A 13107-nucleotide genomic window follows, 5' to 3' on the forward strand; every position below is an offset into this window, starting at 1 on the left:
AGAGACAACCTCCGGCTCGGTCATCGCACACGTGGAGGGCTCCCGCGACGAGGCGTTGCGGGAGTTGGAAAAGCGTGCATGGAGCTACGAACCCGTGCACCCGTACAACCCCAGGCGCAGGCGTCTGTTCCGCACAGCCGACGGCTACGCGCTGATCCTGGACGGCGCGTGGGACGACTACGTCACGCACTTCACCGTCGCCGAGCTGCTGTACGACAGTGATACGCCGCCCCCGGAGCCGCAGCAGGACGACCGGCCGGTGGAAGCCGTCCCCAAGAAGTCCCTGCGCAGGAAGCGCGTCCGCACCGAGCAGTCCGCCGCCCGGCCGGAGACCGCCGCACAGCGGCTCCCGCAGGACGCGCGCGACGCCGCGCGGTACGACGCCGACGGGGTTCCCCTCAAACCGTCCTGGCTGGGCCGCGGCGACCTGCCCTGACGCCGCCCGGCGCTTGTTAGGGTGCGGCCCATGCTCGTCGCCGCCGCTGTGTGCCCCTGCCCGCCCCTGCTGGTCCCCGAGGTCGCCTCCGGCGCCGCGTCCGAGCTGGACGCCCTGCGGGCCGCCTGCCTCGACGCCGTCGCGGTGCTCGCCGCCGCGCGGCCCGACCGGCTCGTCGTCGTCGGGCCCGCGGGCCCCGCGGACCAGGGGCATCACCCCCAGGGCGCGGCCGGAACGTTCCGGGGCTTCGGCGTCGACCTCGACGTGCGCCTCGGTGACGGGCAGCCCGCCGGGGAACGCGTGCTGCCGCAGTCCCTGACCGTGGCCGCCTGGCTGCTCGGCCGCACGGGATGGGCGACCGCTCCCGTCGAGGGACTGGGCATCGGCGAGTGGGCCGGGGCCGAGGAGTGCCTGGAGACCGGCCGCGGACTCGCCGCCCGCGGCGACCGGGTCGCCCTCCTCGCCATGGGCGACGGCAGCGCCTGCCGGACCCTCAAGGCGCCGGGCTACCTCGACGACCGGGCCGAAGGCTTCGACGCGGCCACCGCACGGGCCCTGGGCGCCGCGGACACCGGGGCACTGGCCGCCCTCGACGAGGATCTGGCCCGCCAGCTCCAGGCCGCGGGCCGCGCCCCCTGGCAGGTGCTCGCGGGCGCGGCGGAGGGCGCCGGGCTGCGGGGCGCTCTGCTCCACGACGAGGCGCCGTACGGCGTCGGCTACTTCGTCGCTGCCTGGTCCTAGCCGCTCCGGCGCCCCTGGCGGCCCTCAGGGCGCCTTTCCGCCGCGATCCGGCCCCCCGACCCTCCGGGCATACGAACGCCCGGGAGAACGCCATACGGGGGCGGGGTCGAGCGGCGCCCGGGCAGGCGGACAAACGGCGACGGGCCGCGGAGCGTGCTGCTCCGCGGCCCGTCGCCGACGAGGTGTCAGGAGGACGAGGAGCCCGAGCCGCCGTCCTTGCCGTCCTTCTCGGCGAGGCGCTCGATGGCTTCCTTGGCCTTGCCGGTGCCCGTCTGGATCTGGCTGGTGTACTTGCCCCCGGTCTTCTCGTCGACCGCCTTGGCGGCCTTCTCCAGCCCCGCCTCGATCTTGTCCCCGTGCTGCTGCGCGAGGTCGCCGACCTTGTCCTTCACCGGACCGAGCTTGGCCTTGAGGTCGTCAAACAGGCCCATGGCGCCTTCCCTCGTCTTTCCTGGTGCGAAGCTACTTACGGGCGCCCTCACCGGCCTCGCTGTCCGCGGCCTTCTCCGCGGACTGCTGCTTGGGGATCTCGACCCCCTCGGCCGGTGCGGCCTCCGCCGTGGCCTCGCCGGACTGCTCCGGCTCCGCCCCGGCGGCTTCGGTGGTCCCCGCCTCGTCGGCCGGTTCCGCCGTCAGAGTGGCTGTCGCCGCCTCTTCGGTTGACGCCTCGGCCTTCTTGCGGCGGAACCTTGAAAACACGCCCATATCTACTCCATTACCTTACTGGTGTGAGCGAAGTCCCGCGTCGTCCGGAGCGCTCCAGTGCGCCGTTTCCGGACACCGGCCCGCGAACCGGCTCTCGGAACCTCGCAACAGGCAACGAAACCGACAGCGTCGCGTCACGTCGCTCGTTCGAGGGGCACGCCGGAGGTTTGCGAGACTGATGCGGTGAAAAACCCGGTGAAAAACGCACGTCCCGCCCCGCGGGTCATCGCCGTCGTCGGCCCCACGGCGGCCGGCAAGTCCGATCTCGGCGTCTCCCTCGCCCAGCATCTGGACGGCGAGGTGATCAACGCCGACTCCATGCAGCTCTACCGGGGCATGGACATCGGCACGGCCAAGCTGACGCCCGAGGAACGCAAGGGCGTGCCGCACCGCCTGCTCGACATCTGGGATGTCACCGAGACCGCGAGCGTCGCCGAGTACCAGCGGCTGGCCCGCGCCGAGATCGACCGCCTGCTCGCCGAAGGTCGCACGCCTGTGCTCGTCGGAGGGTCGGGGCTCTACATCAAGGGCACCATCGACGCGCTCGAGTTCCCCGGCACCGACCCGGCCGTGCGCGCCCGGCTGGAGGCGGAGCTGGCGGAGCGGGGACCGGGCGTGCTGCACGCGCGGCTCGCCGCCGCCGACCCGGCCGCCGCGAGCGCCATCCTGCCCGGCAACGGCCGCCGCATCGTGCGCGCCCTGGAGGTCATCGAGATCACCGGCAAGCCGTTCACCGCCAACCTGCCCGGTGAGGAGCCCGTGTACGACGCCCTGCAGATCGGTGTCGACGTCGGGCGCCCGGAGCTGGACGAGCGGATCGCCACCCGCGTCGACCGGATGTGGGAGGCGGGACTCGTCGACGAGGTGCGCGCGCTGGAGCGCGAGGGCCTGCGGGACGGCCTCACCGCGTCGCGCGCGCTGGGCTACCAGCAGGTGCTCGCCTTCCTGGCGGGGGAGTGCACCGAGGAGGAGGCCCGCGCCGAGACCGTACGGGCCACGAAGCGGTTCGCGCGACGGCAGGACTCGTGGTTCCGCAAGGACGGTCGCGTGCACTGGCTGAGCGGGGCCGCCGAGCACCGGGCGGAACTCCCCGGACAAGCCCTGACGTTGGTCGAACGGGCGGTCACAGCCTGATCACGTGATGGCATCGGGACGCTATGCGCGGCATTCCGGGCCGGGCGGGCGTGCCATCATCAAGCGGTCGATCGAGTGGTGGAGTCCGAGTGGGGAGGGCGCGTGGCGATGGAGGCCGGCCCTCGTGACAGACCACAGCAGCCGCCCCGGGACGAACCGGAAGCTCTGGCTCCGGCAGCGCCTCCGGAGGCGCTGACACCTGACGGCCCCGACGACACCGAAGGGGCCGACGGCGCGGTCGCCGCTGCCGCCGCGCCCGCGTCGTTCCGGGAGCTGCGCCCGCAGCGCAAGCTGCGTGCCTGGCAGCTCGCGCCCATCGTCGCGCTCGCCGCCATCGGTTCGCTGATGTTCGCCTTCCCGCTCGCCTTCGAGTTCGGCGACGGCGGGCCGGTCGTGGCCATGCTCGGACTGCTCATCAGCTGCTGCGCCGCGGGCTGGGCCGTCATGGCGGCCCGCCGCGTCGGCTACACCTGGCCGGGGCTGCCGCCCCGGGGCTCCGGCAGCCGCCCGGACTGGCGGTACGTGGGCCTGTACGTGGGCGTCGTCGCGATCGCCGTCGTACTGGCCGTCTGGCGCGTGGCACGCCTGCGCTGAGCGGTCTTGTCGAAGTCCAGTGCGGTACCCGCGCCCCGAAGGGGCGCGGGGCTGTGCCGCAATGCGGCACAGCCGCGTGGGCGCGACCAGCCCCCACCGGCCCGTAGACGAACGCGAACGCCCACCAGCGGAGCGCTTCCGTACCTCGCCCGGCCCGCTGCCGCAGGCGCCCCGTACCATCGAACCGTGAGCACCGCGCAGATCGCCTTCCTCAAGGGCCACGGCACCGAGAACGACTTCGTGATCATCCCCGACCACGACGGGCGGCTGGAGCTGTCCCCGGCCGCGGTCGCCCGGCTGTGCGACCGGCGGGCGGGCATCGGCGCCGACGGCGTCCTGCGGGTCGTACGGTCCGCCGCCCACCCCGAGGCGCGCGCCATGGCCGACGAGGCCGAGTGGTTCATGGACTACCGCAACAGCGACGGCAGCATCGCCGAGATGTGCGGTAACGGCGTCCGCGTCTTCGCCCGCTACCTCCGGCACGCGGGTCTCGTCGGCGACGGCGATCTCGCCGTCGCCACCCGGGCGGGCATCCGCCGTGCGCACATCGCCAAGGAGAGCGCGGGCGGTGACATCACCGTCGGGATGGGCCGCGCGGTGCTCCCCGAAGGGGAGGTCACCGTCACGGTCGGCGACCGCAGCTGGCCCGCGCGCAACGTGAACATGGGCAACCCGCACGCCGTCCTCTTCACCGAGGACCTCGCGGACGCCGGGAACCTGTACACCGCGCCCCTCGTCGAGCCCGCCGCCGCGTACCCGGACGGCACCAACGTCGAGTTCGTCGTCGACCGGGGCCCGCGCCACGTCGCCCTGCGTGTGCACGAGCGCGGTTCCGGCGAGACGCGTTCCTGCGGCACGGGCGCGTGCGCCGTGATGGTCGCGACGGCCCGCCGGGACGGCGTCGACCCGGCCGTCACCGGTGTGCCCGTCAGTTACACCGTGGACGTCCCCGGCGGCCGGCTGGTGATCGGCGAGGCGCCGGACGGCTCGATCGAGATGACCGGCCCCGCGGTGATCGTCGCGGAGGGTGTCCTCGATCCCTCCTGGCTCGCCGACGCCCTCGGCTGACCCGCCGGGCGCGGGCCTGCCCCGCGCCCGTGACCGACTGGCGCACCGGTCCGCCCCGTGGCACCGCCGGGCGGACCGCATCACTGGTCTCCTGCGGATCCGCACTACCGCGAATCCGCGCGGTCGCCGAACTCCTGGCTGCGTGGCTCGCTCGAATGGGTGATCCGTTTCACTCTGGGCGAGAGCGGGTGAGCGGCGCGTGATGGGCTCGGTAACATCAAGCACCGGGGTCAGCGGGCGAGGGCCGGCCACCGGTGGAGGCTGCCGGAGGTGCTCATGAGCGCAGAGACCGCGAACGAAGGTGCTCTCGGCCGCATGCGCGGCCGCGCCCGTATCGACCTGAGGCGGCTGAGGCGCGCGGCGCTCGGCGGGTCCGGGGCGCGCCGCCTCCCGGACGCCATCGACCACGTCGCCAAGGTCCACCGCGCCCACCACCCCGGAGCGGACCTGGACATCCTGCGCCGCGCCTACCTCCTCGCCGAGTCCTCGCACCGCGGCCAGACCCGCAAGAGCGGCGAGCCGTACATCACCCACCCGCTCGCCGTCACCCTGATCCTCGCCGAACTGGGCGCCGAGACCACCACCTTGACGGCCTCCCTCCTCCACGACACGGTCGAGGACACCGAGGTGACGCTGGATCAGGTGCGCCGGGAGTTCGGTGAGGAGGTGCGCTTCCTCGTCGACGGCGTCACCAAACTGGAGAAGGTCGACTACGGCGCCGCCGCCGAGCCGGAGACGTTCCGCAAGATGCTCGTGGCCACCGGTAACGACGTCCGCGTGATGTCCATCAAGCTCGCCGACCGGCTGCACAACATGCGCACCCTCGGCGTGATGCGCCCCGAGAAGCAGGTCCGCATCGCCAAGGTCACCCGGGACGTGCTCATCCCGCTCGCCGAGCGGCTGGGGGTCCAGGCGCTCAAGACGGAGCTGGAGGACCTGGTCTTCGCGATCCTCCACCCCGAGGAGTACGCCCGCACCCGCGATCTCGTCCTCTCCCACGCCGGCCGCTCCGACCCCCTGGTGGTCACGGCCGACAGGGTGCGCGGCGTGCTGCGCGAGGCGGGTATCGCCGCGGAAGTCCTCGTCCGCGCACGGCACTTCGTCTCCGTCCACCGGGTGCGGCTCCAGCACGGCAGGGTCACCGGTTCGGACCTCGGGCGGCTGCTTGTCCTCGTCGGGGAGGACGCCGACTGCTACGCCGTCCTCGGAGAGCTCCATACGTGCTTCACGCCGTACGTCTCGGAGTTCAAGGACTTCATCGCGGTGCCGAAGTTCAACCTCTACCAGTCGCTGCACACCGCCGTCGCGGGCCCCGGGGGGGAGGCCGCGCAGGTTCTCATCCGCACCCACCAGATGCACCGCGTCGCCGAGGCCGGGGTCGTCGCCCTGGGAAACCCCTACGCGGCGCCGGAGACGCCCGACGCGACCGACGGCGAGCGCGTCGACCCCACCCGGCCCGGCTGGCTCTCGCGGCTTCTGGAGTGGCAGCGGGCCACGCCCGACCCCGATACGTTCTGGACCTCCCTCCGCGACGACCTCGCGCAGGACCGCGAGGTCACGGTCTTCCGCGCCGACGGCGGCACGATCGGCCTCCCCGCGGGCTCGACGTGCGTCGACGCCGCGTACGCGCAGCACGGGGACGGCGCGCACAGCTGCATCGGCGCGCGGGTCAACGGCCGCCTCGCGACGCTCAGCACGGTCCTGAGCGACGGTGACACGCTCCAACTGCTCATGTCGCGCGACTCCGCTTCCGGCCCGTCCCCGGACTGGCTGGAGCACGCCCGTACGCCCGCCGCGCGCATCGCCATCGAGCGCTGGCTCGCCACCCACCCGGTGGCCGATCCCGTCGCGCCGCCCCTGCCGCCGTCCCCGCCGGACCGGCCCTGTCCGCCGCCGCGGTCCACTGCCCCTGCCGCCCGCTGGCCGGTCGTGGTCACCGCGGACGGCACCGACCTGGCCGCCACGAGCGTGCGGCTCGCGGGGTGCTGTACGCCCGTTCCGCCCGACGAGGTCACCGGATTCGCCGTGCGGGGCGGTGCGGTGACCGTGCACCGCGCCCAGTGCCCCGCTGTCGGCAGGATGGTCGCCTCCGGGCGCACGGCCATGGACGTGCGGTGGAGCAATCCGGAGGGGGACGGGTCCTTCGACTACCGGGTCACTCTCCTCGCCGAATCGTTCAGCAGGCCGCACCTGCTGGCCGACCTGACCGAGGCCATCGCGGGGGAGGGGGCCGCGGTCATCTCCGCCGCCGTCGAGCCGCCGCACGAGCAGCGCGTCCGGCACACCTACACGCTCCAGCTGGCCGACGCCGCCCAACTGCCCGAGCTGATCCGCGCCATGCGCCGCGTCCCGGGCGTCTACGACGTCGAACGGGCGGGCCGCTCCTTCGCCGGAGCGCCGCTGTGAGCCTGTCGGCGGCCTCGCCAGTGTGTCCGTCGGCAGTCCTGCCGGTGTGACATTCGTACAGTCTGCCGAAGCGCTCATACGGGTGGGGCGGCGTCGCGCCGCCGACAGCCAGGGCCGTCGCGCTGGTAGCGGTGGACCATGCCGCACTCCCTCGCCGCCCGCGCCAGGACGCGCTTCCCGTTCAGCCAGTGGTCCCTGCGCCGCAGGGCCGCCTTCTACACCGCCGCCGCGACCCTCCTCGTGGGAGCCGCCGCCCCGCCCGTCCCCACCGCGGAGGGGATCGGCGACCGGCTCTTCCCGTACCTGGGCAACCCGGGCTTCCATGTGCTCGCCTACGACATCGCCCTCGACTACCACGGCAACGACAAGCCGCTCGACGCCGTCACCACCATCAGGGCCGAGGCGGGCGACTGGCTGGACCACTTCAACCTGGACTTCACCCACGGCACGGTCCGCTCGGTCGAGGTCAACGGGGTGCCCGCCGACTTCCGGCCGGTCCAGGAGGACCTGGTCGTCACCCCGGCCATGACGCTCCCGGCCCGCGGGCAGTTCACCGTCCGGGTGCGCCACACCAGCGACCCGCGGGGTGCGGGCGACGGCGGCTGGGTCACCACGAGCGACGGGCTGGTCATGGCCAACCAGGCCGACGCCGCCCACCGGATCTTCCCCGGCAGCGACCACCCCTCCGAGAAGGCCCGCTTCACCTTCCACGTCACGGCTCCCAAGGAGCTCACCGTGGTCGCCAACGGCCTCCCCGCGGGACAGGTCACCAAGGGCGCCGAGACCACCTGGACCTACCGCACCACGCACCCCATGGCCACCGAGCTCGCCCAGATCTCGATCGGCCGCTCCGTCACCCCGCACCGCAGCGGGCCGCGCGGGCTGGCCGTGCGCGACGTGGTGCCCGCCGCCGAACAGCAGCGGCTGGAGAAGTGGACGGCCAAGACGCCCGACCAGATCGCCTGGATGGAGAAGCACGTCGGGCAGTTCCCGTTCGAGACGTACGGGGTGCTCATGGCCGATGCGTCGACCGGGTTCGAGCTGGAGACGCAGACGCTCTCGCTCTTCGAGCGCGCCCTGTTCACCCGGACCGACATTCCCGACTGGTACCTCGAATCGATCATGGTGCACGAGCTGGCCCACCAGTGGTTCGGCGACAGCGTCAGCCCCCGGATGTGGTCCGATCTCTGGCTCAACGAGGGCCACGCCACTTGGTACGAGGCGCTCTACGCGGACGAACGGGGCGGCAGGAAGTTCACCGACCGGATGCGCACGGCCTACGAGTACTCCGACGCCATGCGCGCCGACGGCGGGCCGCCCGCCGTGCCCAAGGGACCCGCTCCGGGCAGGAAGGTCAGCATCTTCCGGCCGGTCGTCTACGACGGCAGCGCTGTGGTGCTCTACGCGCTGCGCGAGAAGATCGGGGCGGCCGCCTTCGAGAAGCTGGAGCGCCAGTGGGTCGCCGCCCACCGCGACTCCACGGCGTCCACGGCCGACTTCATCGCGCTCGCCTCCCGCGTCGCCCACCAGGACCTGACCGCGTTCCTGCACGCCTGGCTGTACGACCAGGCGACCCCGCCCATGCCCGGTCACCCGGACTGGAAGCCCACCAAGAAACCCGCGTGACGCGCGTACCACGGCGTGGGACCATCGACGGGTCGGCGCGGGAGCCGCCCGGGAATCTCCGGGGGCCGCCGCACGTTGTCGACGGTGTGGTCCCTCGTCGGGGCCGCCACTTCCAACGACGTAAGGATCAAATGACCTCCTCTTCTTCCCTTCCCCAGGACCGGCAGAGCCTCCCGGAGAGCCTTCGGGCCGACGCCCTGATGGAAGAGGACGTCGCCTGGAGCCACGAGATCGACGGGGAGCGTGACGGCGAGCAGTTCGACCGCTCCGAGCGCGCGGCACTGCGCCGCGTGGCGGGACTCTCCACCGAGCTGGAGGACGTCACCGAGGTCGAGTACCGGCAGTTGCGCCTGGAGCGCGTGGTGCTGGTCGGCGTGTGGACGTCGGGCACGGTGCAGGACGCCGAGAACTCCCTCGCGGAGCTGGCCGCGCTCGCCGAGACGGCGGGCGCCCACGTCCTCGACGGTGTCGTCCAGCGCCGCGACAAGCCGGACCCGGCCACCTACATCGGCTCCGGCAAGGCGCAGGAGCTGCGGGACATCGTCCTGGAGAGCGGCGCCGACACCGTGGTGTGCGACGGTGAGCTCAGCCCCGGCCAGCTCATCCACCTCGAGGACGTCGTCAAGGTCAAGGTGGTCGACCGGACCGCCCTGATCCTCGACATCTTCGCGCAGCACGCCAAGTCCCGCGAGGGCAAGGCCCAGGTCTCGCTCGCCCAGATGCAGTACATGCTGCCCCGGCTGCGCGGCTGGGGTCAGTCGCTCTCCCGGCAGATGGGTGGTGGCGGCTCCGGATCGTCGGGCGGCGGCATGGCCACCCGCGGTCCCGGTGAGACCAAGATCGAGACGGACCGGCGGCGGATCCGCGAGAAGATGGCGAAGATGCGCCGGGAGATCGCGGAGATGAAGACCGGGCGCGACATCAAGCGCCAGGAGCGCCGCCGCAACAAGATCCCCTCGGTCGCCATCGCCGGTTACACCAACGCGGGCAAGTCCTCGCTGCTGAACCGGCTCACCGGCGCGGGCGTGCTGGTGGAGAACGCGCTGTTCGCCACCCTCGACCCGACCGTGCGCCGCGCCGAGACGCCCAGCGGGCGGCTCTACACCCTGGCCGACACCGTCGGCTTCGTCCGGCACCTGCCGCACCACCTCGTCGAGGCGTTCCGCTCCACCATGGAGGAGGTCGGCGACTCCGACCTGATCCTGCACGTGGTGGACGGCTCGCACCCGGACCCGGAGGAGCAGCTGGCCGCCGTGCGCGAGGTGATCCGCGACGTCGGCGCGACCGACGTGCCGGAGATCGTCGTGATCAACAAGGCGGACGCCGCGGACCCGCTGGTCCTGCAGCGGCTGCTGCGCATCGAGAAGCACTCCCTGGCCGTCTCCGCGCGGACCGGTGAGGGCATCGAGGAGCTGCTGGGGCTGATCGACAGCGAGCTGCCCCGGCCCGCCGTCGAGATCGAGGCCCTCGTGCCGTACACGCAGGGCGCTCTCGTCGCGCGGGCGCACGCCGACGGTGAGGTGATCTCCGAGGAGCACACCCCGGAAGGCACGCTCATCAAGGCGCGGGTCCACGAGGAGCTCGCCGCCGAGTTCGAGTGCTTCGTCCCGGCGGCCCGTAGCTGAGGTCTGTCGGGCAAAAGAATCAGGTATGGGGAAGGGCCCGCCCTCCGGAGCGACCGGGGGCGGGCCCTTTTTCCTGCGCTGTTACTGCTGCTTGGCGAACTTCTGGCTGATGCCGTTGTAGACGCCCTGGGCCTCGGGACCGAGGCGCGGTCCCGCCAGCCAGGTGCTGTTGGCCGGGCCGATGGAGGTGTTGGACACCAGCACCACCTTGCCGTCGCGCTGGGTGAACCAGCCGCCGCCGGACGAACCACCGGTCATCGTGCAGCCGATGCGGTACATCGTCGGCTGCGCGGGCTCGATGGTCAGACGGCTCGGCTTGTCGACGCAGTCGTACATCTTCTGGCCGTCGAAAGGCGGTGCGGCAGGGTAGCCCCAGGCGCCCATCGACTGGATGCCCGCCACCTGCGGGGCGTTGAAGTCCACGGTGAGGGCGTTGCCGACGGTCTCCTCCAGCGACTTGCCGGACCCGGCCTCCGGCTTCACGTGCAGCACGGAGAAGTCGTAGGGGGCACCGGCGCCACCGGTCTCGGCGCCCTGCGTGATCCACTGCGAGGACGTCTGTGCCCAGTCCGCCCACCACACGCCGTACGGGGCGACGTCCCCCACGGGCGCGCTGTTGACCTGGGCGCCCGGCAGGCCCTTGTCGTTGTAGGACGGCACGAAGGCGATGTTGCGGTACCAGCCGCCGCTCTTGCCCGCGTGCACGCAGTGGCCCGCCGTCCAGACCAGGTTGGACTTGCCCGGGTGTGCCGGGTCCTTGACGACCGTCGCCGAGCAGACCATGTGGCCCTCGGGGCTGTCGAAGAACACCTTGCCGACCGGGGCGGCGTTGTTGTGGTACGGCAGGCCGACCGACTTGGCGGCGACCGGACGCGGCTCGGGGTCGGTGACGCCCTGGTCGCCGGAGGCGCCGGGCGCGCTGCCGGGCGCGCCCTTGGCCGCCAGCGTCTTGTCGGGGGTGCGCGCGTCCTTCATCGTGTCGGGCTTCCAGTGGCCCTTGATGATGGGGTTGATGAAGTCACGTGCCTCGCGGAGCCACTGGTCCTTGTCCCAGTTCTTCCAGGCGCCGTTCTTCCACTTGTCCAGGTCCTTGAGGGACGAGGGCAGGTTCTTGGGCAGCTGGAGACCGTCGTCGCCCGTCTGTGCCGCGGACGCGCTCGGCTTGTCGCTGCCGGAGGCATTGTCCTCGGAAGGGCCGCACGCGGTGGCCGTCAGGGCCAGCGCGGCGACCAGAGCGGCCGTCGCCAGCGCGGGCCGGCGGATGGATGGCATGGAGTGGGTTCCCCCTGAATCGATCTTTTGACGCGGCGGTGCCCGCGCGGTGCGCGCACCCCTCTGAACTTGTCATGTACCGCCCCAGCGGGGGTGGCAGGACCCCACTATGCCGGTGCGGTGGGAGACGGGCGAGGGCGGGTCCCCGGTTCCCGCGGAAGGTTCTTGACGGCGGGCCGTGTTCCGCCGCTCGCCGCGTCGTTGGTACGTACGGGGAGATACGGGGAAGAGCCGACGCGCGTTCAGCATCAGGAGGTCCCAGCGCCGTGACCGTCACCCAGCTGCCGCTGAGGGCGCCGTGGCCGAGGGCTCACGACGGCTCCCTCCGTGGACAGCCGGAGCGGCGGGCGGCGGACCACACGTACGCCCGCTCGCTGCCCGTCGTGCCGGTCCGCGCCCGGGGGCTGACCGTCGAGGGGGCCGACGGGCGCCGCTATCTCGACTGTCACTCGGGCACCTCGGTGCTCGGGCACAATCACCCGGTCGTGCTGGAGGCGATCCGTGCCGTGCTTGACTCGGGCGCTCCGCTGAGCACTCCGGAGCCCGCCACCCCACTGCGCGACGCGTTCACCGGCGAACTGTTCGCCACCCTCCCGGGCCCGCTCGCCGACAGGGCGCGCGTCCGCTTCTGCGAACCCTCGGCAGAGGGCACCGCACGGGCGGTACGCGCACTGGTCCGGGCGGCCACCGGCCATACAGAGCTGCTGCCCCTCGCGGAGCAGACTTCTGCCGACGTGTTTTCCGACCGGCCTGCCGACGTTTTGTGCGGCCTGTCCGCCGATTCACCGTCCGGCCTGTCCGCCGACGCGCTCTTCGCCCGCCTGGCGAGCGGGGCGCGGCCGCCCGCGGGCGTGGCCGTCGCGGCCGTGGCCGGGAACGGTGACACGCGTGTGACGCCGGAGAGCCTGCTGCGCCGGGCCCGTGACCTGACCGCGGCCCGCGCGATCCCCCTCGTCGTGGACGAGACGGCCACCGGCGTGGGCCGGACCGGCGCCTTCTGGGCGGTCGAGCACAGCGGGATCGTGCCCGACGCGATGGTGCTGGGCCGCACGATCGGCGGCGGCCTCCCGCTCGCCGCAGTGGTCCACCACGAGGGCCTGGGCGCGGACCGTCCTGCCGACGACTTCCAGGGCAACCAGCTGGCCATGGCCGCGGGCGCGGCCACCCTGCGGTACGTACGCGAGAACGGCCTCGCCCTGCGCGCCGCCGCACTCGGCGCGCACCTGCTCGGGCGACTGCGCGGACTCGCGCGGGAGCACGCCTGCCTCGGTGACGTCCGGGGGCTCGGGCTGATGACCGGCATCGTGTGCGCGCCCGGCACGGCCGCCGCCGTGCGGAGCGCCTGCCTGCGCCGCGGGCTCATCGTCGGGCCGGGTGGCGGGCACTCCTCCGTCGTGTGCCTCCTGCCGCCCCTCACGATCACCGGCGAACAGCTGGAGGCGGTGCTGGACCGGCTGTCGGACGCCGTCGCGGCGGTCGCCCGTACCCACCCCGCCGCAC

Annotated in this window: 12 protein-coding genes; 9 read left to right on the forward strand and 3 right to left on the reverse strand. The window is 72.8% G+C overall.

The genetic code is table 11. From position 1 onward, the window contains the following. A partial coding sequence (locus tag K6I34_RS18115) for a hypothetical protein (RefSeq protein WP_238489215.1) occupies positions 1-436 on the forward strand: 436 nt, incomplete at its 5' end. A gap of 30 nt (positions 437-466) precedes the next feature. After that, positions 467-1177, forward strand: coding sequence for a class III extradiol dioxygenase subunit B-like domain-containing protein (locus K6I34_RS18120; RefSeq protein WP_229327314.1), 711 nt, complete (start codon positions 467-469; stop codon positions 1175-1177). 185 nt (positions 1178-1362) lie between these two features. Here the strand turns inward: K6I34_RS18120 and K6I34_RS18125 are convergent, their stop codons facing one another. Together K6I34_RS18125 and K6I34_RS18130 are read right to left on the reverse strand one after the other, a co-directional pair. Next, on the reverse strand, positions 1363-1608 hold the full coding sequence (locus tag K6I34_RS18125) for an antitoxin (protein ID WP_229327315.1): 246 nt from the start codon (positions 1606-1608) through the stop codon (positions 1363-1365). Between the two features lie 31 nt (positions 1609-1639). After that, positions 1640-1882, reverse strand: a complete 243-nt coding sequence (locus K6I34_RS18130) for a hypothetical protein (protein ID WP_229327316.1) — start codon at positions 1880-1882, stop codon at positions 1640-1642. 195 nt (positions 1883-2077) lie between these two features. On the opposite strand from K6I34_RS18130, the gene miaA reads away from it, so the two are divergent. The 6 genes from miaA to hflX all read left to right on the forward strand — a co-directional run bounded on the left by miaA (position 2078) and on the right by hflX (position 10335). Then, on the forward strand, positions 2078-3016 hold the full coding sequence (gene miaA, locus K6I34_RS18135; RefSeq protein ID WP_229327317.1) for a tRNA (adenosine(37)-N6)-dimethylallyltransferase MiaA: 939 nt from the start codon (positions 2078-2080) through the stop codon (positions 3014-3016). A gap of 108 nt (positions 3017-3124) precedes the next feature. After that, on the forward strand, positions 3125-3610 hold the full coding sequence (locus K6I34_RS18140; RefSeq protein WP_229327325.1) for a hypothetical protein: 486 nt from the start codon (positions 3125-3127) through the stop codon (positions 3608-3610). A 186-nt stretch (positions 3611-3796) separates the two neighbouring features. Beyond that, positions 3797-4678: a diaminopimelate epimerase gene (gene dapF, locus K6I34_RS18145; RefSeq protein WP_229327318.1), complete on the forward strand. Its 882-nt coding sequence runs from the start codon at positions 3797-3799 to the stop codon at positions 4676-4678. 276 nt (positions 4679-4954) lie between these two features. Continuing rightward, positions 4955-7084, forward strand: coding sequence for a bifunctional (p)ppGpp synthetase/guanosine-3',5'-bis(diphosphate) 3'-pyrophosphohydrolase (locus tag K6I34_RS18150; protein WP_229327319.1), 2130 nt, complete (start codon positions 4955-4957; stop codon positions 7082-7084). 138 nt (positions 7085-7222) lie between these two features. Beyond that, positions 7223-8710: a M1 family metallopeptidase gene (locus K6I34_RS18155; RefSeq protein ID WP_229327320.1), complete on the forward strand. Its 1488-nt coding sequence runs from the start codon at positions 7223-7225 to the stop codon at positions 8708-8710. Positions 8711-8841: 131 nt separating this feature from the next. Next, complete coding sequence (hflX, locus tag K6I34_RS18160) at positions 8842-10335, forward strand: GTPase HflX (RefSeq protein ID WP_229327321.1); 1494 nt, start codon at positions 8842-8844, stop codon at positions 10333-10335. Between the two features lie 81 nt (positions 10336-10416). Here the strand turns inward: hflX and K6I34_RS18165 are convergent, their stop codons facing one another. Next, a complete protein-coding gene (locus tag K6I34_RS18165; RefSeq protein WP_229327322.1) occupies positions 10417-11607 on the reverse strand; it encodes a serine protease in 1191 nt (396 codons plus the stop codon). Positions 11608-11873: 266 nt separating this feature from the next. On the opposite strand from K6I34_RS18165, the gene K6I34_RS18170 reads away from it, so the two are divergent. Further along, positions 11874-13107 (forward strand): aminotransferase class III-fold pyridoxal phosphate-dependent enzyme (locus K6I34_RS18170; RefSeq protein WP_229327323.1); only part of this gene is annotated, 1234 nt, incomplete at its 3' end.

This window comes from Streptomyces sp. UNOC14_S4 (assembly GCF_020740835.1).
In the GTDB taxonomy this organism is placed as follows: Bacteria; Actinomycetota; Actinomycetes; order Streptomycetales; family Streptomycetaceae; genus Streptomyces.